19 protein-coding genes are annotated in these 22,554 nt (G+C 66.7%); 8 read left to right on the top strand and 11 right to left on the bottom strand.

The window, feature by feature from the left end; translation table 11 throughout:
• Window positions 1-85: 85 nt before the first annotated feature.
• The 5 genes from holA to leuS all read right to left on the bottom strand — a co-directional run bounded on the left by holA (window position 86) and on the right by leuS (window position 8,395).
• The gene (gene holA / locus LOC57_RS07845) at window positions 86-1,111 is read right to left on the bottom strand and encodes a DNA polymerase III subunit delta (RefSeq protein WP_229959027.1); all 1,026 of its coding nucleotides are present in this window, start codon (window positions 1,109-1,111) and stop codon (window positions 86-88) included.
• 190 nt (window positions 1,112-1,301) lie between these two features.
• Complete coding sequence (locus LOC57_RS07840) at window positions 1,302-3,833, bottom strand: ComEC/Rec2 family competence protein (RefSeq protein WP_229959025.1); 2,532 nt, start codon at window positions 3,831-3,833, stop codon at window positions 1,302-1,304.
• 85 nt (window positions 3,834-3,918) lie between these two features.
• The gene (locus LOC57_RS07835; protein WP_229959023.1) at window positions 3,919-4,770 is read right to left on the bottom strand and encodes a helix-hairpin-helix domain-containing protein; all 852 of its coding nucleotides are present in this window, start codon (window positions 4,768-4,770) and stop codon (window positions 3,919-3,921) included.
• 105 nt (window positions 4,771-4,875) lie between these two features.
• Window positions 4,876-5,880, bottom strand: coding sequence for a DegV family protein (locus LOC57_RS07830; protein WP_229959021.1), 1,005 nt, complete (start codon window positions 5,878-5,880; stop codon window positions 4,876-4,878).
• Between the two features lie 13 nt (window positions 5,881-5,893).
• Window positions 5,894-8,395, bottom strand: a complete 2,502-nt coding sequence (gene leuS, locus LOC57_RS07825; RefSeq protein ID WP_442860136.1) for a leucine--tRNA ligase — start codon at window positions 8,393-8,395, stop codon at window positions 5,894-5,896.
• 342 nt (window positions 8,396-8,737) lie between these two features.
• Here leuS and LOC57_RS07820 point away from each other — a divergent pair, with 342 nt between their 5' ends.
• Window positions 8,738-9,784, top strand: coding sequence for an RNA polymerase sigma factor (locus LOC57_RS07820; protein ID WP_227911458.1), 1,047 nt, complete (start codon window positions 8,738-8,740; stop codon window positions 9,782-9,784).
• Window positions 9,785-9,998: 214 nt separating this feature from the next.
• Here the strand turns inward: LOC57_RS07820 and glpK are convergent, their stop codons facing one another.
• Together glpK and LOC57_RS07810 are read right to left on the bottom strand one after the other, a co-directional pair.
• Window positions 9,999-11,522, bottom strand: coding sequence for a glycerol kinase GlpK (glpK, locus tag LOC57_RS07815; RefSeq protein ID WP_227911459.1), 1,524 nt, complete (start codon window positions 11,520-11,522; stop codon window positions 9,999-10,001).
• Between the two features lie 56 nt (window positions 11,523-11,578).
• Window positions 11,579-12,325, bottom strand: coding sequence for an MIP/aquaporin family protein (locus tag LOC57_RS07810; RefSeq protein ID WP_227911460.1), 747 nt, complete (start codon window positions 12,323-12,325; stop codon window positions 11,579-11,581).
• Window positions 12,326-12,523: 198 nt separating this feature from the next.
• On the opposite strand from LOC57_RS07810, the gene LOC57_RS07805 reads away from it, so the two are divergent.
• From LOC57_RS07805 to LOC57_RS07795, 3 genes are read left to right on the top strand one after another with little or no spacing between them, the layout of a single operon-like run.
• The gene (locus LOC57_RS07805; protein WP_227911461.1) at window positions 12,524-13,360 is read left to right on the top strand and encodes an aldo/keto reductase; all 837 of its coding nucleotides are present in this window, start codon (window positions 12,524-12,526) and stop codon (window positions 13,358-13,360) included.
• The gene (locus LOC57_RS07800) at window positions 13,360-14,250 is read left to right on the top strand and encodes an alpha/beta fold hydrolase (RefSeq protein ID WP_227911462.1); all 891 of its coding nucleotides are present in this window, start codon (window positions 13,360-13,362) and stop codon (window positions 14,248-14,250) included. The genes LOC57_RS07805 and LOC57_RS07800 overlap by 1 nt, the downstream gene beginning before the upstream one ends.
• Window positions 14,251-14,252: 2 nt before the next feature.
• Window positions 14,253-15,344, top strand: a complete 1,092-nt coding sequence (locus LOC57_RS07795) for a glycosyltransferase family 4 protein (RefSeq protein ID WP_227911591.1) — start codon at window positions 14,253-14,255, stop codon at window positions 15,342-15,344.
• A 9-nt stretch (window positions 15,345-15,353) separates the two neighbouring features.
• Here the strand turns inward: LOC57_RS07795 and LOC57_RS07790 are convergent, their stop codons facing one another.
• Entirely contained in the window at window positions 15,354-16,367 is a 1,014-nt protein-coding gene (locus tag LOC57_RS07790; RefSeq protein WP_227911463.1) for an NADP-dependent oxidoreductase, read from the bottom strand.
• 9 nt (window positions 16,368-16,376) lie between these two features.
• The gene (locus LOC57_RS07785; RefSeq protein ID WP_227911464.1) at window positions 16,377-16,838 is read right to left on the bottom strand and encodes a MarR family winged helix-turn-helix transcriptional regulator; all 462 of its coding nucleotides are present in this window, start codon (window positions 16,836-16,838) and stop codon (window positions 16,377-16,379) included.
• A gap of 122 nt (window positions 16,839-16,960) precedes the next feature.
• On the opposite strand from LOC57_RS07785, the gene LOC57_RS07780 reads away from it, so the two are divergent.
• Window positions 16,961-17,932: a phosphotransferase gene (locus LOC57_RS07780; protein WP_227911465.1), complete on the top strand. Its 972-nt coding sequence runs from the start codon at window positions 16,961-16,963 to the stop codon at window positions 17,930-17,932.
• 14 nt (window positions 17,933-17,946) lie between these two features.
• On the opposite strand, the gene LOC57_RS07775 is transcribed toward LOC57_RS07780, so the two are convergent.
• Window positions 17,947-18,498 (bottom strand): TetR/AcrR family transcriptional regulator, encoded by a 552-nt coding sequence (locus LOC57_RS07775; protein WP_227911466.1) that lies wholly within the window; start codon window positions 18,496-18,498, stop codon window positions 17,947-17,949.
• A 115-nt stretch (window positions 18,499-18,613) separates the two neighbouring features.
• Here LOC57_RS07775 and LOC57_RS07770 point away from each other — a divergent pair, with 115 nt between their 5' ends.
• The 3 genes from LOC57_RS07770 to LOC57_RS07760 all read left to right on the top strand — a co-directional run bounded on the left by LOC57_RS07770 (window position 18,614) and on the right by LOC57_RS07760 (window position 20,408).
• Window positions 18,614-19,486, top strand: a complete 873-nt coding sequence (locus LOC57_RS07770) for an NmrA family NAD(P)-binding protein (protein WP_227911467.1) — start codon at window positions 18,614-18,616, stop codon at window positions 19,484-19,486.
• Window positions 19,487-19,668: 182 nt separating this feature from the next.
• A complete protein-coding gene (locus LOC57_RS07765) occupies window positions 19,669-20,103 on the top strand; it encodes an Hsp20/alpha crystallin family protein (protein WP_227911468.1) in 435 nt (144 codons plus the stop codon).
• 155 nt (window positions 20,104-20,258) lie between these two features.
• The gene (locus LOC57_RS07760; RefSeq protein WP_227911469.1) at window positions 20,259-20,408 is read left to right on the top strand and encodes a hypothetical protein; all 150 of its coding nucleotides are present in this window, start codon (window positions 20,259-20,261) and stop codon (window positions 20,406-20,408) included.
• Window positions 20,409-20,412: 4 nt separating this feature from the next.
• On the opposite strand, the gene LOC57_RS07755 is transcribed toward LOC57_RS07760, so the two are convergent.
• Complete coding sequence (locus LOC57_RS07755; RefSeq protein ID WP_229959020.1) at window positions 20,413-22,551, bottom strand: primosomal protein N'; 2,139 nt, start codon at window positions 22,549-22,551, stop codon at window positions 20,413-20,415.
• Between the last annotated feature and the right edge of the window lie 3 nt (window positions 22,552-22,554).

The following is a 22,554-nucleotide window of genomic DNA, read 5'->3' as shown; positions in this document are numbered from 1 at the left end:
CGCGCGCTCTACCCAGCACCTTACAACCCGTCCCGGGGGGGCGGGTCCTGGGGCACCGGCCGCGCTTTGGTTTAAGTCCAGGCTTTTACCGGCCCGATGCCGCCAGGGCAATTACGGTCACGGCGCGTTCCACCGCGTACACGGGGTCCCGTCCGGCGCCCTTGACCTGGGCGTCTGCTTCGGCGAGGGCCTGCACTGCTTCGATGAGGGACTCCGAGGAAAACCTCTGCGCATCCCGGCGTGCCTGGTCCACCTGCCACGGTGCCATGCCCAGTTCCTTGGCCATGGACGCGGAGGAACCGCGCAGGTTCACCACGCGGGCCACCGCGCGGACCTTCATGGCCAGGGCGCCGACCAGCGGCACCGGATCGACTCCTGTATCCAGTGCGTGACGCAGCATGGACAGCGCCTGGGCCGCCCGGCCGGCCAGGGCGGCGTCTGCCACCTTGAAGGCCGTGGCTTCGACCCTGCCTCCGTAGTAGCGTTCCACCAGTTCTTCGGTGACCTCGCCGGTGGCGTCACTGATCAGTTGCTGGCAGGCCGCAGCCAACTCGGACAGACTGGAACCCACGGCGTTCACCAGTGCGCGGGCGGCAGCCGAATCTATGCGGCGGCGGGCGGACCGGAATTCGGAGGTGACGAACTCGAGCTTTTCTGCATCCTTCTTGAACGGCTGGCATTCCACCACCGGAGCACCGGCAGCCTTCACGGCGTCCAGCAGCTTTTTGCCGCGGTTGCCGCCGCTGTGGTGCAGCACCAGGACTGCGTCCGGGGACGGATCCTTTAAATAGGCAAGGGTTTCGGTGAGGAAGTCTTCGTTCATGGAGGCCAGGTTCACGGCTTCAATGAGTTTGGCTTCGCCGAAGAGTGAGGGGCTGGACTGCAGGGTGAGTTCCCCCGAGGCGTAGGAAGCGGCGTCGAACTGCACCAGCTCGGTGTCCGGCTGCTTCTCCCGCAGCGCCGCCCGTAGCCGGTCCCGGGCCCGGGACGCCAGGTAATCTTCGGGGCCGGCCAGCAGGATAACCGGGGCCGGTTCGACCTCCCGCCACGACACCGTGCGCGAGGAGGTTTTGCTGCCGGAGCTGCGTTTGGAAGGGACGGCCGGATTCACAGCAGGTGCTCCTGGGATTGTGCTGGCGGCGGGGTTGCGGAACCCGCCGGGATCAGTGGATCTGAGCATACCCGCACTGCGGATATCCTCCCTCCAAGATTCTCACGCCGGTCCGCGGGCACCAACTCAGGGCTCCGCGCCGGTTCCGGAGAGCCGGTGTCCGTCCCGAGGCCATCAATCCACCGTCCGGTCACGGCGGCAGCCCGCTGACCTGGAGGGCGTCTTGGCGCCGTGCCACCAGGACGGTCCCCAGCTTATCCGTCCGTGCTACAGCTGCGCCGGCGCTTTCCAGTGCCTGGACAATCTGCGGGGCCGGATGTCCGTAGTCGTTGTCCGCTCCGACCGAAATCAGCGCCAGCGACGGATGGGCTGCACGCAGCCACCCGTCGCCGCCGTTGCGGGCACCGTGATGGGCCACCTTCAGCACATCCACTCCGGCCTGCAGGACGGGGTGGGATGCCAGGACCGCAGCGGCGGCGTCCGTTTGGGCGTCTCCGGTCAAAAGCACTGTCAGGGGCGGCCGGCCCGGGTCCGCAGCGGCAATAGTAAGCAGCAGGACGGCGCTGGCATTGTTCTCATCGTCCTCCCCCGCACCCGCCGTTGCCCGTCCTGAGGCTTTTTCCGGCGGCCAGAGAACTTCCCAGCGCACCATGCCGGCGGTACCCGTCATGCCCTCACTCAACCGGGTTCGGGGCGCCGGTGAGCCGGACAGTGCCTTCTCCAGTTCCGGGGGCAGCGTGGACGATGCCGTGGAATAACCAATCTCCCGCACGCTGCGCCCGGACAGGACACCGGCGGTGCCGCCGTAGTGGTCCAGATGGGCATGCGTTATCACCAGCAGGTCAATGCTTTGCACGCCCAGCCGGTCCAGGCAGTTATCCATGTCCTCGGGCTCACCGCCCGCATCCACAACGACGGCGCTCCCCGGCCCGGTGCGGACCGCCAGTCCGTCGCCCTGCCCCACATCGCACGCAGCCAGCACCCATTCCTTCACCGGCACAGCCGGCCCCTCCCCAGCACCCCGTAGAACCAGAACCGTCCCGGCAGGCAGGACCAAGACAATGACCGCACCGGCCACGGTCCAGCGGTTAACGTTCCAGCGGTTAACGGTCCAGCGGTTAGCGTTCCGGTGCCGGAACCAGGGCAGTGAGGGCCCCTGCCGGCGCGGAAGGTCCCCGTGGTGCCGGTTCCTCCGGGACAAGTACAGGATCCCGCCTGCGGCGCCGGCTGCGGCCGTCCCCATCAGCACGGCTCCGGGTCCGCCTGCCGGCCACGGCGCCAGGGCGCCCGGCACGGATTCGAATGCACGGGCGGTCCCGGCGACCCACCAGGCCCCTGCGGCCGCGACCGCCAAAGGGATTCCGGCAGCGGCCGGTGCCAACCCGACCACTGCCACGGCCAGCATTCCCGTGATGGTTACGCCCGGGACGACCGGTGCAGCCCCCAGATTGGCAGGCACCGAATACACCGGCAATTGCGGCTGGAGCAGGACCAGGACCGGGGCGCAGAACAGCTGCGCCGCGACCGGCACCGTCAGTGCTGCCGCGAACCACAGCGGAAGCCGACGGGACAGCACCCGCAGCAGGTGCGGCCCCAGGAGCACCAGTCCCAGTGTGGCGCAGACCGACAGAATGAACGCGTAGCTCGTGCAAAGCCAGGGGTCGATGAACAGCAGGACCGTGATGGACAGGAACAGCAGGGCCACCGGCAGGCGCCCGCGTCCGGATAGCACCGCCAGGGTGCCCAGCCCGCCCATAACCGCTGCCCGAAGCACGCTCGGATCGGGCCGGACCAGCAGGACAAACGCCGCCAGTCCGGCCAGCGCCAGTAGCACGGCGGCTGCACGGGGCAGGCGCGCGGCCCTGGCGGCCAGGAAGATGAAGGCCAGCAGGTAGGAGCAGTTGGCGCCGGAGACCGCCGTCAGGTGGGTCAGGCCGGTAGCCTTCATGGATTGGCTCAGATCCGGGTCCAGGGTGCTGCGGTCGCCGAGCACCATGCCCGCCAGCAGTCCGTCCACGGATACTCCCCGGTGGGCGGCGGCCTGCACGAAATCGTCCCGCAGCTGTGCCGTTGCCCCGTACCAGCCGCCTCCCGGATGGATGTCAGGATCTGTGGCTGCACGCATCAGCGCAAGGTTCCGGTCTCCGGGCTGCAGTTTCTGCAGGGTTCCGGCACTGCTGAACCGGTCGCCCCAGCGGATCGCGGCGTATTCTTCACCGCCCACTACGAGGATGGGCGCTGATGTTCCGAAACGCTTACCGTCCGCAGCGGCGGTTTCGGCGACTGCGTCAACAAGGTACCGGGACTGCCCGGTGAAGCGGTCTGCTGCGGCCGGCCGGGCATCGGACACAGCACGGAAGTCAGCACTGATTGACCTTTCCCCGGCGATGAGACCGGAAACGGGACCGCTGCTGCGCTCGGTCAAAGCACCGGCAGCTCCGGCACAGACAAGCGCTGCAGCGGCCATCGGCACGGCGGCGCCCCGCAGGAGAGCAGCACCGCCCGCCCGCCGGCGCGCTGCCAGGGCAAGCCCCGCAATACTCCCAGCAGCTGCCGCAGCAGCCAGCAGCAAACCGGTTTCCGGGGCAAGCCGCACTGCGCAGAAGGCAGCAGCCCAGGCTGCGGCGGCAGTTGGCAGAAGCCGCAGTTCCAGCACCCGCGCCGGCGGTTCGGTTGTCTTTTGTCCGCGCTGATTCCTGGCCGGCGAACGTGCGGCTGCCACAGCGGGAGCAGGCGCAGCTGATACTGATCCCAAGGCGGAAGCCACATACCGGTCCCAGGTGCCCCTTTGACCCATGCCGAAGCTGCTAAACCGTGACCAGGGGCAGGAGCGCCGCCATCATGGCTTCCCCAATGCCGGGCACCGCGTCCAAATCCTCCGGCCGGCTGAAGCGTCCGTGCTCGGTCCGCCACGCGATGATCCGTTCGGCCAGCACCGGCCCCACCCGCGGCAGCTCCTGCAGCTGCGCGGAGTCGGCGGTATTGAGGTTGACCGGGGAACCGGCTCCGGGAGCCGCGCCGGCACCCGCCCCAGTACCGCCGCTAATCCCAGGCACTCCCCCGCTACCCCCTCCGCGCTCCGCTGCCGTTCCAGCTGCGGGCGGAGCAGCCTCGCCGAGACGGGGCACCAGCACCATGGCACCGTCTTCCAGCACTGCAGCCAGGTTCACCGCTGCAAGGTCGGCATCCGCCGCTGAACCGCCGGCTGCCTCAACGGCATCCACAATCCTGCTTCCGGCCTCCAGGCGGACCACCCCGGGGCGTTGGACAGCTCCCGCGACGTGAACCACTACTACGCCGGCCCCACCGGACGCTGTTGCCGGCCCGGACACGTGGCGGGCTTCTGCGGGGGCATCCGGTGCCGGTGCCGTACCCGTTGCGGAACTGCCGGCGCCAACAGGTGGCTGCGTTGAGGCATCCGGCTCCTCAAGATCAACGGACGCAACCGGTACCGGATTCCGGTCCCTGAGCAGATACACGGCTGCCCCGCATCCCAGCAGCAGGCACACCGCCAGTACTGCGGCGGGCAGCGTGAAGGCCCACCGGCGTCGCGTGCCGGGAGAATCATCGGGTGCATCCTCTGCGTTCTCGGGAGTAGCCGGCAGGTCCGGTTCCGGTTCGCTCCCCTGCCAGGTGGTTTCCCATCGGTGCTGTGCCATGGGAAAAAGCTAGGTGGAAAACGGCCCATCCAGCTCTCCGCGTGCCTGCAACCGGGGCTTCCGTCGCTGCGCCCGGGACGCCGGCGCCCCTGTGGAGGAAGCCCCTCAGGACGACGGCGACTCCGGCGACTCCGGCGGTGCGCTGACCGGTGCGGCAAGTGCCCCGCGCTCACCCGAGATGGGCGCACGGTCCCCGACAACCGCGACCGCCAGTACTCCCAGCCCCACGTGGGCGGCAAGAACCGCAGGAAGCGGGCAGATAAGGATCTCGACTTCGGGTGAAGCTGCCCCGATGAGGCCGGCCAGCCGTTCGGCTTCGGAGGCATTGCCGAAATGGTGCACGGCCGCACGGACCTTCCCGGTCCGCGCGGCGATGTCCTGCTGCACCAGTTCGGCGAGCCGGGCGAGTGCCTTCGGGGCGGTCCGGACGCGTTCCAGCGGCAGGACCTTCCCGTCGCGGACCACGAGGATCGGCTTCACGGCGAAGAGGGTCCCCAGCCAGCCGGCTGCCGCCCCGATACGCCCGCCGCGCCGCAGCTGGTCCAGGCTTGGCACATAGAAGAGGATGTTCGAATCCGCGCTCACTGCCCGGGCGCAGGCAGCCACGGCCTCGGGCGGACAGCCGGCACGGGCGCTTTCGGCTGCTGCGGCAACGGCAAAACCGAGTCCCATGGCCGCCGTCGCACTGTCGATAACCTCCACGGGAACAGCTGCCGAACGGGCGGCAAGCCGCGCGGAGTCCACTGTGCCGGACAGCTGGCCGGAGAGGTGGACGGACACTACGGAGCTGCATCCGGCAGCAGCCAGTTCGGCGTAGGCCGCCTCAAACCGGCCCGGCGCCGGCCGTGAAGTGCGCACCTCGTGTCCCTGGGCCAGGGCCATGGCCAGGGAAGGGATCAGTTCCTCGGATCCCTCACCGTAAATCTGGTCTCCGATCATGACCGGCATGGGAACAACCCGCACAAACCGTGCCACCTTGGCTGCGTCCGCCCACCCCCGGGGCAGGGCGGCAGCGGAATCCGTCACCACTCCCACGGACGGCCCGGGGACGGCGGCGGTTTCCCGCTGCCGTCCCTTGGCCCGCGATGCGAGCCGTTCCAGCCAGTCCATGGTTGTCCGGGGCCTAGGCCGGGACGATGTTGACGAGTTTCGGCGCCCGTACAATAACGGTTCGGATGCCGCGCCCGTCAAGGGTCCGCTGCACTGCCTCGGACGCCAGCGCGGCTTCGCGCAGGTCCTCCTCGGAGATGTCCGCGGCAACCTCGAGCCGGTCCCGGACCTTGCCCTGGACCTGGACCACGGCGGTCACCGTGTCCTGCACCAGCAGCGACTCGTCGACCGTGGGCCAGCCGGCGTTCACCACGGAGGCTTCGCGGCCCAGCAGGCTCCACAGATCCTCCGCTGTGTACGGGGCGAACAGGCTCAGGATCACGGCCACGGCTTCGGCAGCTTCGCGCACTGCCGGATCGGCGCCGCCCGCACCGGAATCAATGGCCTTGCGGGTGGCGTTGACCAGTTCCATCAGCTTCGCCACCACCACGTTGAACTTGTTGTTCTCCAGCAGTTCGGTGGCCTCGGCGACGGTCCGGTGCGTTAGCGACCGCAGCTTCTTGTCACCGCCGGAGTAGTCGATGCCCGGTTCGCTCGTAATGTCCTGCCCCAGGCGCCAGGCGCGGGCCAGGAACTTAGCGGAGCCCGACGGCGAGACGTCGGCCCAGTCGACGTCGTCTTCCGGCGGCGAGGCGAAGATCATGGTCAGCCGCACGGCGTCGACGCCGTACTTGTCCAGCTGCTGGCCCAGGTCCACACCGTTGCCCAGCGACTTGGACATGGCCTTGCCGCCGTTGAGGACCTGGCCCTGGTTCAGCAGCGAACCGAACGGTTCGCTGGTTTCCAGCAGGCCCATGTCGTGGACCACCTTGGTGAAGAACCGTGCGTAGAGCAGGTGCAGGATGGCGTGTTCGACACCGCCCACGTACTGTCCGACCGGCATCCAGTTCTTCGCCGCCTCCGGATCAAAGGGTCCGTCGGTGAAATGCGGGGATACAAAGCGCATGAAGTACCAGGACGAGTCCACGAAGGTGTCCATGGTATCGGTGTCGCGCTTGGCCGGGCCGCTGCACTTGGGGCAGGCGACGTTGACCCATTCCTCGGCGGAGGCCAGCGGCGAGGTGCCCTTGGGGGCCAGGGCTTCGCCCTTCAACCCGGTGGGCAGGGTGACTGGCAGCTGGTCATCCGGAACCGGAACCTCGCCGCACTCGGCGCAGTGGATGATGGGGATGGGGGTGCCCCAGAACCGCTGGCGGGAGAGCAGCCAGTCGCGCAGCCGGAAGTTCACGAACTTCTCGCCCGTGCCCTGCTCTTCGAGCATGGCGATGGCGGCCGGAATCGCTTCGGACTTCGGCAGGCCGTCCAGGGCGCCGGAGTTGATCAGGGTGCCTTCGCCGGTGGTGGCAGTGCCGCTGACGGCGGGATCTTCTTCGCCGGTGTCCAGGACCGCCCGCACGGGCAGGTCGAAGGTCTTCGCGAAGTCCAGGTCGCGCTGGTCGTGCGCGGGCACGGCCATGATGGCGCCGGTGCCGTAGTCGGCCAGCACGTAGTCCGCGGCCCAGACGGGCAGCTTCTCCCCGTTGAGCGGGTTCACGGCGTAGCGGCCGGTGAAGACGCCGGTCTTGGTACGTTCGGTGGACTGGCGTTCGATGTCCGAGAGAGCCTTTACCTGCTCGCGGTAGGCCAGCAGGGAATCCATGTTCCCGTCAGTGGTCAGCTCAACCGCCAGCGGAGCGTCTGCAGCCACCACGAAGAAGGTGGCACCGGCCAGGGTGTCCGGGCGGGTGGTGAAAACGGTGACCTGTTCCTCGGGCTTGCCCTCGGCAGCCTCGATCGCGAAGCGGACGTGGGCGCCCTCCGAGCGGCCGATCCAGTTCTTCTGCATGGCCAGCACGCGCTCGGGCCAGTGCCCCTTGAGCTGCTCCATGTCATCGAGCAGCCGGTCCGCGTACTCGGTGATCTTGAAGTACCACTGGTTCAGGGACTTTTTGGTGACCTGGGTGCCGCAGCGTTCACAGGCGCCGTTGACTACCTGCTCGTTGGCCAGCACGGTCTGGTCCTTCGGGCACCAGTTGACCGGGGAGTTCTTGCGGTAGGCCAGCCCGCGCTCGTAGAACCGGGTGAACAGCCACTGGGTCCAGCGGTAGTACTCCGGGTCGGAGGTGTGGATGCGGCGGGACCAGTCAACGCTGATGGCGTAGCGCTTGAAGGATTCCGCCTGCGTTTCAATGTTGCGGTAGGTCCAGTCGCTGGGGTGCGCATTGTTTTTGATGGCGGCGTTTTCAGCCGGCAGGCCGAAGGAGTCCCAGCCGATCGGGTGCAGCACGTCATAACCGAGCTGGCGCCAGTACCGGGCAACGACGTCGCCCATCGCGAACGCTTCGGCGTGCCCCATGTGCAGGTCGCCGGAGGGGTAAGGGAACATGTCCAGCACGTAGCGGCGTTCGCGGGAGCCGTCATCGGCAGGGGTGAAAACGCCAAGGTCCTCCCAGACCTTCGGCCATTTCTGTTCGATGGCCGCGAAACTGTAGACGGCCTCTTCCTGCTGATCAGTCTGTGACTGCGTGCTCACTATGTTTCGCCTCTGTCCTGAATGAAAAAATCTTGATCCGCGCTCCGGGCCGATGCACCGGAAACCTGGTCCTCCCCAGACACACAAAAGCCCCTCGACAAGCAAGGGGCGGCCGCGCACAGACGGTGCGCGGCTAGCTAAGGAGGAGTACTGCGCTCATTTCTCCACTTTACAACAGAGCGTGCGCTCCGGAAGCAGGATGCCGGGGTGAGCCGCAGGGGGAAATTCTGCCCGGCAGCGTATCTTTTCCCCTGCTCCGTGCGTCTACCGGTTAAAGGCTGTGGCGCAATGCCATTGTTGGTTCAGGACCGCCGGGGGCGGCCTGTAAAAAGGAGCGAAATGCCAGTGGATACAAACCCTGCAGTGTCATTGGCGGGCACGGAAAGCGGCAGTGCGGGACTGGGTGGCATTCCGCGCCAACTGCGGCAGGTCCGGCGCGATTTCCTGCTCGCCCTGGAGCCGGTCCGCCCTTCCGTTTACCGTTACTGCCGAAGCCTGGCGGGGAACGTGTGGGACGCCGAAGACCTGCTCCAGGAAACCCTGACCAAGGCATTGGCCGAGGCGTCCCAGCGGCACGAACCGATCCGGAACCTGCAGGCGTGGCTGATCCGCATAGCCACCAACACCTGGCTGGACACCGTCCGGCGCAGCACCAGGAACACTGTGGCGGACTTCAGCGCCCCGGAGATGGACCGCGCGGACGACGGCGTCGCCGATCCGCTCACCGCCGTGGCGGTGGAGGCCGCCCTCCGCCGGCTGGTGGATGTCCTGCCACCGAAGGAACGTGCCTGCGTGGTCCTCAAGGACGTATTCGGCTATTCACTGGCCGAAACCGCGGACGTCCTGGATACCAGCGCCGGTGCAGTGAAATCGGCCCTGCACCGCGGCCGGAACACGCTGGCGGCTGCCCAGGAGGCGCCGTCGCATTCCGACGGCTCGTCCGGCGGTCCCGCGGCTGTGGCGGTGCCTTCGGCCGGGCACGCCGAACTGCTGCGCCGGCTGGCGGATGCGTTCAACTCCTACGACATTGAGGCCATGGTCAGCCTGTTCCTGGCGAACGGCCGCACGGAGGTGGTGGGCAATGTCAGCGAAACCGGACACGAGGAAATCCGCACCGGTTCCCTGGACCACACCTTCGGCCCGGAGGCGCCCGAGATCTACCGGGCCACCGTGCACGAGTTCGACGGCGAGGAGGTCATCCTCCTCTGGGAACGGCCCAAGGACAGCCCTGACGCAGCGGAAGTGGTGGCCGACGTCGTCCGGATGCGTGCCGCGGAAGGCGTGCCGCTGATTGCGGAGACGAAGGTCTATTTCTTCTGCCCGGAGCTGCTGGAAGAAGTGGCCGGGGGCCTGGGACTGCCTTTCAAGACCAACGGCCTGTCGTACTTCTGACCGGCAGCTTCAGTGGCTTCCTGCGCTTCCCGGGCCCGAGTGGCGTCCACCGCGATGTCGCAGCCGCTGTTGCCCGCTCCTGGCGATGGCGGTGTCCCGGGTAGTCGGGGTTTCCGGCCACATGGAGAACTCGCCACACTGCCGCCTGCGCGGCACAACGCAGAAGGCCCCGGCGGTAACCGCCGGGGCCTTCTGCGTCATGCTTTGCGTGGTATCAGTTCACGTCAGCGTCAACCCAGTCGAAGGTCTTGGTGACGGCCTTCTTCCAGTTGCGCATCTGCCGTTCGCGCTCGGCATCTTCCATGGCGGGGCTCCAGCGCTTGCCTTCATCCCAGTTGCGTCCAAGCTCGTCAGTGTCGTTCCAGAATCCAACGGCCAGGCCGGCGGCGTAGGCCGCACCCAGGGCCGTGGTCTCGATGACCTTGGGACGCACCACGTCCACGCCGAGGATGTCGGCCTGGAACTGCATCAGGGCGTCATTGGCAACCATGCCGCCGTCCACGCGAAGTTCGGTCAGCGGAACACCGGAGTCGGCATTCACGGCGTCCAGCACTTCGCGCGTCTGGAAAGCGGTGGCTTCCAGCGCGGCGCGGGCAATGTGGTTCTTGTTCACGTAGCGGGTCAGGCCAACCATGGCACCGCGGGCATCGGAACGCCAGTACGGGGCAAACAGGCCGGAGAACGCCGGAACGATGTACACGCCGCCGTTGTCGTCCACCTGGCGGGCCAGTTCCTCGATTTCCGGGGCGCTGTTGATCATGCCCAGGTTGTCGCGCAGCCACTGGATCAGCGAACCGGTGACAGCGATGGAACCTTCCAGTGCGTACACCGGCTTGGCGTCGCCCAGCTGGTAGGCCACGGTGGTGATCAGGCCGTTTTCGGAACGGACAATCTCCTCGCCGGTGTTGAAGATCAGGAAGCAGCCGGTGCCGTAGGTGTTCTTGGCGTCACCCTGGGCGAAGGCGGCCTGACCGAAGGTGGCGGCCTGCTGGTCGCCCAGGATGCCGGCGACCGGGGTTTCGCGGAGCAGCTGCGACCCGGCAACCATGCCGTAGACCTCGGACGAGGAACGGATCTGGGGCATCATGGACTTAGGCACGCCGAATTCCTTGAGGATGTCCTCATCCCAGGTGAGTGTCTCAAGGTTCATGAACAGCGTCCGCGAAGCGTTGGTCACATCGGTGATGTGCGCGCCGCCGTCGGGGCCGCCGGTCAGGTTCCAGACGATCCAGGAATCCGTGTTGCCGAAGATGAGGTCCCCCGCCTCGGCCCGCTCGCGGGCCCCTTCAACATTGTCCAGGATCCACTTGATCTTCGTGCCGGAGAAGTACGTTGCCAGCGGCAGGCCCACGGTGTTCTTGAAGCGGTCCAGGCCGCCGTTCTGTGCCAGCTCGTCAACGATGGGCTGCGTGCGGGTGTCCTGCCAGACAATGGCGTTGTATACGGGCTCGCCGGTGTTCTTGTCCCAGACCACCGCGGTTTCGCGCTGGTTGGTGATGCCGACGGCGGCGATGTCGTGCCGGGTCAGGTTCGCCTTGGAGAGGGCGGTGCCGACTACTTCGCGGACGTTGGTCCAGATTTCCTGCGGATCGTGCTCGACCCAGCCGGCGTGCGGGAAGATCTGCTCGTGTTCCTTCTGGCCCGTGGAAACGATGTTTCCGTCGTGGTCGAAGACGATGGCCCGGCTGCTGGTGGTGCCCTGGTCGATGGCGATGATGTACCTGGGATTATCAGGCATTGTTTCTGCTCCTTGCGGTGGGGGTATATGGGTGACCGCGGGCGGCGGCCGGTGCGCTACAGCGAAATTTCCGGGAGGGGAATCTGGGCGCCGAGGAGGCCGCCCAGGGCGCCGCCGATCAGCGGACCCACCACGGGGACCCAGGCGTAGGCCCAGTCGCTGTTGCCCTTGTGCCGGATGGGCAGCAAGGCGTGGACGATGCGCGGACCGAGGTCACGTGCCGGGTTGATGGCGTAGCCGGTGGGGCCGCCGAGGGAGGCACCGATGCCGAGCACTACCAGCGCCACGGCCAGCGGACCCAGTTCGGTCGGTGTACCTGCGAAGGCAATAATCGTAAAAACAAGCACGAAGGTGCCGATAATTTCGGTAACGAGGTTCCAGCCGTAGGAACGGATGGCCGGGCCGGTGGAGAAAACGCCCAGGATGTTGGCGGCGTCGGGTTCGTCGTCGAACTGCTTCTTGTACGCCAGCCATGCGACGAAGGCACCAATAATGGCGCCGGCCATCTGGCCCGCGAAGTAGGTCAGGGCCGCACCGAAGGACACCTCGACACCGGGGGCAAATTCATCGGCACCGCTGGCCCACAGGCCCACGGTGACGGCCGGGTTGATGTGTGCGCCGGAAATGGCGGCAGCGTAGACACCGGCAAACACACCGATGGCCCAACCCCAGTTGACCATCAGGAAACCGCCGCCGGCACCCTTCGTCTTGGCCAGGGCAACGTTGGCTACGACACCGCAGCCAAGAATGATGAGGATGGCGGTTCCCGCCAGCTCACTGATAAAAACTTCTCCCAGAGTCACCATCGACTCCTCCGATCATTTGTGGCATTCCGCGCCCCAGACGGGTGGGCGGATTTCTTTGGTTCTATGCAACCAATCTTTTGCAAGAAGCGCCATTACCTTAGCGGACCTCTTTGGCGGCACGCCAATTACAGCACGGCAAAACAGGTAGTCAGGTCCGATTCGGCTGGCGGGCGCCCACCTCGGTAAAGTCATCTTATGCAGCCGGCACCTCGAATCGAGCTCAATAACGGCGTCCTGATGGACCAAATCGGCTTCGGCACCTACAAGGTTCCGGAAGACAGCGCGGCCGGCCTGTGCCTGACCGCGTTCGACACCGGTTACCGCCATGTGGACACTGCCGCCCTGTACGGCAATGAAACCGGGGTGGGCGAGGCCGTCAATACCTTCACGGACAGCGGCAGCGCCGCCCGCGGGGACATTTTTGTCACCTCCAAGGTCTGGAATACGGACCAAGGCTACGACTCCACCCTGCAGGCCTTCGACGACTCCCTCGCGCGGCTCGGCTTGGACTACTTGGACCTCTACCTGATCCACTGGCCCTGCCCCCGGCGAGGCCTGTTCATTGAAACGTACCGGGCCCTTGAAAGCCTGTACGCCTCCGGCCGGGTGCGGGCGATCGGCGTCTCGAACTTCCAGCCGGCACACCTGGAGCAGCTGATGGATGCCACCGGAATTGTTCCGGCCGTGAACCAGATTGAGCTGCACCCGTGGCTGGCACAGCAGGAACTGCGCGAACTCCATGAGCAGCTGGGCATCCGCACGGTGGCGTGGAGTCCGCTGGGACGCGGTGCCGTCCTGGCCGACCCGGTCATCGGGCAAATAGCGGGCGAACTGGGCCGGACCCCGGCGCAGGTCATCCTCCGCTGGCACCTGGACCAGGGCAACGTGGTGATCCCCAAGGCCAGCAGCCCGGAGCGGATTGCGGGGAACCTGGACCTGTTCTCCTTCGAGCTGACGGACGCGCACCGGCAGGCGATTAACGGCCTGGACCGCGGCCAGCGGTCCGGCTCCCATCCGGATGAGGTCAATTGATGTCCGCTTCGGCCGTGACCTTGGCGCGCAACGCCGTCGTCCGCTCCTTTACCGTGGCGGGCACCGAGCAGTTCTGCTGGGACTTCAGCCCGCTCGACGACGCCGGCGCACCTCCCGTTTTGATGGTCCACGGCTTCCGCGGCGACCACCACGGGCTGCTCCGCATAGTGGAATCCCTCCCCCGCCACCGGGTCCTGGTGCCCGACCTTCCCGGGTTCGGCATTGGCTCCGCCCTGCCCGGCCGGCACGATGTTCCGGCCTACGCCTCCTTTGTCCGGGAGGCCCTCGCCGCATTGGACCTGGGCCCGGACACGGTGCTGCTGGGCCACTCTTTCGGTTCGATCATCTCCTCGCACCTCGCGGCACAGTCCCCGGAGCTGATCAGCGAACTGGTGCTGGTCAACCCCATCTGTGAGCCTGCCCTGGAGGGACCCAAGGGCATCACCAGCAAGGCGGCGGAGCTGTACTACCGGGCCAGTGCCGCCCTGCCGGAGAGGCCCGGCATGGCACTGCTGCGCAGCCCGCTGATTGTCCGCGGCATGAGCATCATGATGGCCAAGACCCGTGATCCGGGGTTGCGCCGCTGGATCCACGGCCAGCATGATGCGTATTTCAGTGCCTTCGCCAACCGCGCGGTGGTCCTGGACGCGTTCCGGGCCTCCATCTCCGCCACGGTGCGCGACGTCGCCGCGCAGCTGGCGATGCCGGTGTTGCTGATCGCTGCGGAACAGGACGACCTCGGATCCGTGAAGGGCCAGCGGAAGCTGGCGGCTATGATTCCAGACGCTGAGCTGCACATCCTTCCCGGGGTGGGGCATCTGGTGCACTATGAAAAACCGGCCGAAGCGGCAGCAATAATCGAAGATTTCCTGTCCCGGAGGCACACATGAGGATGCGGCTGGCCATCGACGCCCGGTTTACCCGCACGGACCACCACGACGGGATCAGCCGCTACGGCGCCAGCATGATCGAAGCGGTCAGTGAACACGCCGATGTCCTGATGCTGATTTCGGACGAGCGGCAGCTGGCCCTGCTGCCGGACCTGCCGTGGGTCAGGATCAACAGTCCCCTGTCCCCCGCCGAACTGTTTGTGGCCCGGCGGATCAACCGGCTGGGGGCGGATGCGGTGTTCTGCCCCATGCAGACCATGGGCAGCTGGGGACGGAAGTACCCGCTGATCCTTACCCTGCACGACTTGATCTACTACCAGAACCCCGCCCCGCCGTCGTTCCTGCCGCTGCCGGTGCGTGCCCTGTGGCGGCTGTACCACCTGGCGTACTGGCCGCAGCGGCTCCTGCTGAACCGGGCCGACGTCGTTGCCACCATCAGCGAGACCACGCGGGCGCTGATGGAGCAGCACCGGCTGACCAGGCGGCCGGTCCGGATCCTTGCCAATGCACCGCAGCCAGGTGCCGTGCCGCGGACGGCGGATGCCCCTGCGGAACCGTCGCTGCTGTATATGGGTTCGTTTATGCCGTACAAGAATGTGGAAACGGTTATCCGCGGCATGGAGCACCTGCCCGGGTTCACGCTGCACCTGCTCAGCCGGATCAGCGATGCACGGCGGACGGAACTGGAGGCCCTGGTTCCGGCCGGGGCGCAGGTGCGGTTCCACAACGGGGTGACCGATGAGGAATACGATCACCTGCTGCGGCGGGCAACGGCCCTGGTGACCCTGTCCAAGGCCGAGGGCTACGGGCTGCCGGTGATCGAGTCAATGGCGGTGGGCACCCCGGTGGTGGCCAGCGACATTCCGATTTTCCGGGAGGTATCCGGCGGCGCGGCCCTGCTGGTGGATCCGGACGACCCGGCCGCGTTCGCCGGTGCCGTCCGTGAGCTGGCGGTGCCGGAGCGCTGGCAGAAGGCGTCCGACGCCGGCCTGCAGCGGGCGGGCGACTACGGATGGGCGGCTTCCGCGCGGCAGCTGATGGCAGCGGCCGGGGAGGCTGTACGCCTGTTCCCCGGCCGCCGACGTCGTCGTTAGCGCCTGCCGTTAGAGGTTAACGACCATCTTGCCCTTGTTGGCACCCTTCATCAGGTCGATGAAGGCCTGCGGTGCGTTCTCCAGACCGTCCACGAAGGTTTCGTCGTAGCTGACCGCGCCGTCCCGCAGCCAGCCGCCCATCACGGTGTTGAACTCGTCGACATACTGGCTGTAGCTGCCGACGATGAAGCCGCGCAGCGTGATTTCCTTGCCGATGGCGATGGCAAGGTTGCGGGGTCCGGTGGCGGCGCCCTTGTCGTTGTACTGGGAGATGGCCCCGCACATTGCGACCCGGCCGCCCTTGTTCATCACTGAGAGGGCTGCTTCGAGATGTTCGCCGCCAACATTGTCGAAGTAGACATCGATACCGTCCGCACCGGCTGCCTTCTTCAGGGCGTCCTTGACGGGGCCCTCGTGGTAGTTGAACGCCTCGTCGAATCCGAGGTCAAGCAGCCGCTGGACCTTTTCCGCGGAACCGGCGCTGCCGATGACCTTCTTCGCTCCCAGCGCCTTGGCGATCTGGCCTACGAGGGATCCCACGGCGCCTGCGGCACCCGAGACGAAAACCACATCCCCTTCTTTGAACTCCCCCACCTTGGTCAGGCCGATGTAAGCGGTCTGTCCGGGCATTCCCAGTACACCCAGGTAGGCGCTGGCGGGTGCCAGATCCGTGTCAATGACCTTTGTGCGGCGGCCGTCCAGCACCGCGTAGTCCCGCCAGCCAAGGCCGTGGAGCACTATGTCGCCGGGCTTGCGGTCATCCGAGCGGGACTGAATGACCTCGCCGACTGCACCGCCCTCGAGTGCGGCGTCGAGCTTAAACGGCGGGACGTAGGACTTCACGTCATTCATGCGTCCGCGCATGTAGGGGTCCACGGACATGTGCAGGTTACGGACCAGCACCTGGCCGTCCTGCAGTTCAGGGACCGGCACTTCGGCCAAGCGGAAGTTCTCATCTGCGGGCCAGCCCTCGGGGCGGGAGGCAAGCTGGATTTCACGGCCTGTTTCGGGGTACGTGCTCATGGAGAGGTCCTAACTGTTGGGGTGGATGGACTGTTGGGCTTTGGCCACGGACTGCCGCAGCGCGGCATTGACCTTGGCGAGGGTTTCCTGGAGGCTGCGCAGTTCCTCCGGATCCAGGCCGGCGGATGCTGCGACACGGTCCGGAAGGTCGTGGGATTTCTGTTCCAGGGCGCGTCCTGCATCTGTGAGGTAGACGCGGACCCGGCGCTCGTCCTCAACGGCCCGGCGGCGCTGAAGCAACTGCGCCGCTTCCAGCCGCTTGAGCAGCGGAGAGAGCGTGCCCGAGTCCAGTTCCAGGGACTGCCCCAGGTCACTCACGCTCTGGCCGTCCTGTTCCCAGAGCAGCGTCATTACCAGGAACTGCGGGTAGGTCAGCTTAAGTTCCTCGAGCATCGGACGGTACAGCGCGGTGGCGGCCCGTGAGGCTGAGTACAGCGAGAAGCAGACCTGGCGCTGCAGCGATTCGTTCATGCCTTCCACCGTAGGACACAACTCAGTTGTGTACAACTTAATTGCCTTCGGGGCTGCTGGCGCCTGTCGCCCGGCTGCAGCAGCTGGCGGCAGGTTGCCGCCCCCTCCCGTAGGCTGTGGCCATGCAGGAACCCCTGGCTATTCCCGATTACCGCCGAACCGCACGCCGTCTCCCCTGGGGCCGGCTTCCTGCTGCTGTCCGGGACAGCATTGCCGCTTCCCTTGACGGCGGGGTGTCACTGGTGGAGCCGGCAGGCGGCGGGTTCACCCCCGGCTTCGCTGCGGTGCTCGGGAACAAGAGCGGGGACCGTATCTTCGCCAAGGCGGCCGCTGCGTCGGACGCCTTCATCTACCCTTCCTATCTCCGCGAGTCCCAGGTGGTTCCCCTGCTGCTCCCGGGGATGCCTATGCCTGCCCTGCGCAGTGTGCAACGGCTGGTGGCCGACGGCATTCACTGGCAGGTGCTGGTGTACGAGGCCGTGCCCGGACGGATGCCGGGCCAACCCTGGACCGAAGCGGATGTTGCCGCCGTCGAAACCGCCTGCGTCACTGCCGCAGCACTGCTCGCCGGCTTCCCGCGTTCCGAAGGCGGAACACCGGTTGCCGAAGATATGGCCCTGATTCCGACCCGGTTCAAGGCGGTGGCCGACGGCGGAGAGCCGCCGTGGTTCCTGCCCGGGCTCAGCGCTGAAGAGGCCGGCGGGTTCCAGGAAGCACTGGACCTGTGTCCCGAGGCACTGGCCGGAGACGCCGTCCTGCACGGCGATCTGCGCGCCGACAATATCCTCATCAGCAACGGACGTGCGCTGTTCTGCGACTGGAATTTCCTGGGCACCGGTGCACCCTGGATCGACTGGGTGGGGGTGCTGCCTTACGGCCGGGCCGACGGTATCGACGCCGATGCCTGGCTGCGCCGGTCCGAACTCACCCGGGACGTGCCGGACGCCTATATTGATGCCTTGCTGGCAGCCCTGCTGAACTACATGATCCACTGGGGCAGCCAACCCGACGTCGACACCAGTCCCCTCCTGCGCATCCACGGACGGCACACAGCCCGGCTGGTGTACGACTGGCTGGCTCGCCGGCAGGGGTAGTGCGGGGCCGCAGGCTATCCCAGCCCCTCCAGGACAAGGGTCAGATGCCGGCGCCAATCGGCGCCTCCGGGCTGGAAATACATGGTCGACATAATCCCGCAGGTGATCACCGGAAAGTCGTCCCAGGTCAGATCCCCGCGCACGGCACCGGAGTCAGCGGCCCTGCGGATGATCCGGGTGACGATGCGGGCAAACTCCGTCTTCTCGGCTTGGACGCCCTCCCATTCGAAAGGCCCGGAACCGAGCAAGGCGAGCTGGAAGCCGGCGTCGTCGTCCGCGGCTTCCAGGTAGCCCACCAGCACGGCCTCAAATGCCGCCCGGGGGTCTTCGATGGCCTCCGCCGAGCGGGCGAGCTCAGACATGCCGCCGAATCGTTCCTGCACAATCGCCGTGAGCAGCTCCTGCTTGTTGGAGAAGTGCCGGTAAAGGGAACCTATGCCGACGCCGGCATGGGCAGCAATTCTGTCCATGTGGACATCGTTGCCGTGGCTGGCGAACAGCTCCCTGGCTGCAGCCAGGATTTTCTGCCGGTTCCTTCGCGCATCGGCGCGTAAAGAATCATTCAATGTGGCACTCCTTTGACAAACGGAATTGTAGTTCCGTATTGTGGCGCACACCAAAGCGGAACCGGAACTCCGGTTCCAGTCCTGCCAAGCAGGATGCCCATTTTCGGAGGAAACCATGATTGTAGTCACCACACCAACCGGCCAGATCGGGCACGCAGTAGTTCAGGGCCTGCTCGCGGAGCGCCAGTCCGTGCGGGTTATTGCCCGGAACCCCGCGGCGCTGCCGGACGGCATCGCCGAAAACGTCGAGGTGTTCGCGGGTTCGCACGGCAACCCTGAGGTCGCCATGGCTGCCTACGAGGGGGCGGATGCCGTACTCCACATCACCCCGCCAGATGTCCATGCAGCGAATGTACGGAGCCACTACCGCGGGTTCGCCGCGGCGTCGGCGGCTGCAATTACCGCAACAGGGGTCAAGCGTGCGGTCGTGGTATCCACCCTCGGGCGGGGGTATACGGCAGAGGCCGGGCACCTCTCCGCTGCCCTGGAGGCGGAAGGGATCATCAACGCAACAGGCGTGCACACCCGCTCCCTGGCCATGCCCTTCTTTATGGACAACCTCCTGAACCACCGCTCATCCATCAAGGACCACGGGATACTCCCCCTGCCCAACGAGCAGGACAAAGTACTGCTGACCGTCGCGACCCCCGACATCGCCCGTGTTGCGGTGGGACTGCTGACAGACCGGACCTGGACGGGGCAGGAGTCGTTACCCGTGGTGGGGCCGGACCTGCTCACCCCACGGAAGATGGCAGGGATTATCTCGGACAGTATCGGCCGGCCCGTGCACTTTGCGCAGGTCAGCTCCGATACCTACCGGTCGACGCTCCTCCAATACGGCATGAGTGAAGGCTGGGTTCAGGGCCTAGCGGACATGGGGACCGCCCAGAACAACGGCATTTACGACGTGCAGGTCCGAGACCCGCACCGGGTTACCGAAACAAGCTTCGCGGCCTGGGTGGAAACCACGCTCAAACCTGCGCTCTGAATTCCCGCGCCTGCGTCACCTGTGCCGCCGAAAAAGTAGTTGGCACTCCGACCCGTGGAGTGCTAATCTGCTTCCGCAAGTTGAGTGATGCTCACTCAGCTTTGGAACAATTGCACAACAAACGCACAACAAACGCAGAACAACGCTTGAATCAAGCGATCGAATGGAGGAGTTGATACCACATGGCTATGAAGTTTGATCCGTTCCAGGAACTCGACCGGATGGCACAGGCACTGCGCGGTGAAGGAACGCTCCGCGGCATGCCGATGGACCTTTACCGGCAGGGCGACCACTATGTCCTGGCCGCCGACCTGCCGGGCATCGATCCCGGATCCATCGACGTTGATATCGACGGCCAGCTGCTGACCATCCGGGCCCAGCGCACGCTGCACGGAGCCGAAGGCGTCAAGTGGCTCACCCGTGAACGGGAAAGCGGTTCGTTCCTGCGCCAGCTGAACCTGGGGCAGGGACTCGACACCGAGAAGATCTCCGCAAGCTACGAGAACGGTGTCCTGAGCGTAACCATCCCGGTGAGCGAGCGGGCCAAGCCGAGGAAGATCGCGGTGCAGGCAGGCGAAGCCCGTGACGCCGAGGCACACGAGGCCGTCAGCGCGTGAAAACCAAGCGGGGTCCCGGGAACTCTCCCGGGACCCCGCTCTTGTACGCGGTTGTTGCCAAGTTCACGCCGCTCCGGTTAGGGACCGTTCCGTGGCCGGCTGGATACTGGAAGGGACTCCTCCTAGTCGCCGCCTCGAGGAAGAAGGGATGGCCTGTGCATATTCCCAAAGTCAATCGGCCCGGCTGGATGATCCACGGGGTGCCCCGCGGACTTCTCGGAAGGCTTGCCAGGCTGGGCAACGCCGCGCAGCTATCGCTCCTCGTGCTGCTGGCGGGCTGCGCCGTCCTGTGTGAACTGCTGTAGCGGCTTAAAGGATGTCGGTGCCGTCCACCCGCACGTACACCGGGTCCCCCGTGCGCCGCGCGGATGCTGCGGCCTTGACGGACCGCAACGACGCCGTGATGGACGGGGCCGCAGCATAGGGGAAGAACAGCAGCGTGCGGTACCTGCCGCCGGCTCCGCCCAGCTGCCCGGCCTCCGGTCCGCTGTCCTGGACGCCGCCCGGAAGACCTGCGGAGGGAAGCGGTGCAGGACCAATGGAACGGACCCCCTGAGGCAGGTCCAGCCGGGTACTAAAGGCTTCCAGTGCCTCACGCGAACCGGTCAGCTCCGCATACCGTACAGCAGGAGGCAGGCCTAGTTCCTGCCGCAGCGTCAGTTCGCGCTCCGCTGCCCCCGCAGGGTCCCAGCGCAGCAGGTGCCCAACGGTTGTGCCGTCGTCGGCCGTCACCACCACCAGTCCCTTCTCCCCCGCCGGACGAACCAGCGCGGCGGCGCTGAACCAGCGCCGCAGGGTATCTTCCCCGGCACGCAGGGACTCCCGCGAGAGCATCGCGTTACCGTCCAGCAGGATGGCCGCCGCGTATCCGCCGGCCGCAACCGGTTCGGCTCCGGGCGTGGCAACCACCAGTGCAGGCGCATCAGGGATCTCGGCCCGCACATGGTCCCCAGCCGATGAAATGACCGTGGTGGAAGGAAAGGCGCGCCCCAGCTCCTCGGCAGTGCGTCCCGCGCCGGCAGTGGAACCGCGCAGCTGTGTTCCGCCGCAGTTGCCGCAGTGCCACATAGGCTCCGGGCGCCCGCACCAGCGGCAGGCAGGAATGCCGTTTCGGCTGGCCAGCCCCAACGGACCGGAGCAGTGCCGGCAGCGCGCCGGTTCCCGGCAGTCCTGGCAGGCAAGGGCCGGAGAGAAACCGGTACGTGCCACCTGGACCAGCACCGGACCGCGGGTCAGCCCGTCCTGGGCGGCCTTCCACGCTGTATGCGGAATCCGGGCCCGGGCCGCCAACGGATCCCGTTCCATGGTGAAGGAGTCCGAGGTGCTGACCACGCGGGGCGCGTGCCCGCGGACGGTGGAGCGCTCGGCCGCGATCCCGGCGGCCCAGCCGCTGGCAACCAGCCGCTGGGCTTCGGTGCTGCGCGAATGCGAGGCAAGCAGGAGCGCACAGTTCTCCAGTTCGGTGCGCAGCAGCAGGACATCGCGTGCATGCTGGTAGGGAGCGCGCTGCTCGGCATGCAGGTCATCGGCGTCGTCCCAGAGCACGGCCAAGCCAAGGTCCGTTACGGGTGCGTAGGCAGCTGACCGGGTGCCGATAGCAACCCGGACTTCACCGTGCAGCAGCTTTAGGAAGCTGCGGTAGCGCGGGGTGGGACCGTCCTCCGCAGTCAGCCGCACAAACGCGTCGGCTCCGATGCGTGCGGTCAGGGCAGCCTGAAGCCGGGCCAGGTCCTTGTTGTCGGGCACCACCACTACGGCCCCGCGCCCGGAAATCAGCGTGGACCGGACGGCTTCGGCGATTTCGGCAGGCCAGTCCTGCGGTCCGTATCCGCCCAGCGAGGAGAGCACCGCGCGCGGACTGTGGCCGGCAGCTAGGTGGGTGAGGAAGCGGGGGCCGTGCGGATAACGTGCCAGCGGATTCGCTCCGGCACCTTCCGGTCCGTCAGCCTTACCCGGTGCGGCCGGCGTAGCAGTTTCGCCGTCGGCCGCCGCGTTCTTGCGTGCCGTGAATTCCTTGTCCACACGGGCCGCCCGCGGCGGAATGGCGACGCGCAGCACATCGTGCACCGTGCCCGCGTACCGTGCCGCCACCGCTTCAGCCAGGCGAAGGATCTGCGGGGTGAGCACCGGCTGCGGGGAAATGACCTTACCCAGCGGCATCAACCGGGCCGTGGTATCCGCTTCCGCGGTCCGTTCGGTGATGAACCCGGGCAGCTCCTGCCCGCCGAACCGGACCTTGACCCGGGCACCGGACACCGCGTCGGCGTCGAGCTCCACGGGAACCAGATAGTCGAACGGCCGGTCCAGGTGCGGCAGCGGCGAGTCCAGCAAGACGCGCGCTATCGGCAGGGCAGGCGCCGGCTGGGCCTTGCCCACTGCCTTGGCCGGCGGCGTGAAGCCGTGCAGCAGCGACAGCTGCACGGCCTCTCCGGACTGGTCCGCTGCCATGCC

Source organism: Arthrobacter sp. zg-Y750 (assembly GCF_020907365.1).
Taxonomy (GTDB): Bacteria; Actinomycetota; Actinomycetes; order Actinomycetales; family Micrococcaceae; genus Arthrobacter_B.
The sequence above is the reverse complement of the archived record's forward strand: the minus strand, read 5'-3'. Positions and strand labels throughout refer to the sequence as shown.

Excerpts from the sequence above, each read along its gene's own strand:
- LOC57_RS07835 (WP_229959023.1), bottom strand. The coding sequence starts at position 4,770 with ATGGCACAGCACCGATGGGAAACCACCTGGCAGGGGAGCGAACCGGAA.
- LOC57_RS07830 (WP_229959021.1), bottom strand. The coding sequence starts at position 5,880 with ATGGACTGGCTGGAACGGCTCGCATCGCGGGCCAAGGGACGGCAGCGG.
- glpK (WP_227911459.1), bottom strand. The coding sequence starts at position 11,522 with ATGCCTGATAATCCCAGGTACATCATCGCCATCGACCAGGGCACCACC.
- LOC57_RS07805 (WP_227911461.1), top strand. The coding sequence starts at position 12,524 with ATGCAGCCGGCACCTCGAATCGAGCTCAATAACGGCGTCCTGATGGAC.
- LOC57_RS07800 (WP_227911462.1), top strand. The coding sequence starts at position 13,360 with ATGTCCGCTTCGGCCGTGACCTTGGCGCGCAACGCCGTCGTCCGCTCC.
- LOC57_RS07795 (WP_227911591.1), top strand. The coding sequence starts at position 14,253 with ATGCGGCTGGCCATCGACGCCCGGTTTACCCGCACGGACCACCACGAC.
- LOC57_RS07790 (WP_227911463.1), bottom strand. The coding sequence starts at position 16,367 with ATGAGCACGTACCCCGAAACAGGCCGTGAAATCCAGCTTGCCTCCCGC.
- LOC57_RS07785 (WP_227911464.1), bottom strand. The coding sequence starts at position 16,838 with ATGAACGAATCGCTGCAGCGCCAGGTCTGCTTCTCGCTGTACTCAGCC.
- LOC57_RS07780 (WP_227911465.1), top strand. The coding sequence starts at position 16,961 with ATGCAGGAACCCCTGGCTATTCCCGATTACCGCCGAACCGCACGCCGT.
- LOC57_RS07770 (WP_227911467.1), top strand. The coding sequence starts at position 18,614 with ATGATTGTAGTCACCACACCAACCGGCCAGATCGGGCACGCAGTAGTT.
- LOC57_RS07765 (WP_227911468.1), top strand. The coding sequence starts at position 19,669 with ATGGCTATGAAGTTTGATCCGTTCCAGGAACTCGACCGGATGGCACAG.
- LOC57_RS07755 (WP_229959020.1), bottom strand. The coding sequence starts at position 22,551 with ATGGCAGCGGACCAGTCCGGAGAGGCCGTGCAGCTGTCGCTGCTGCAC.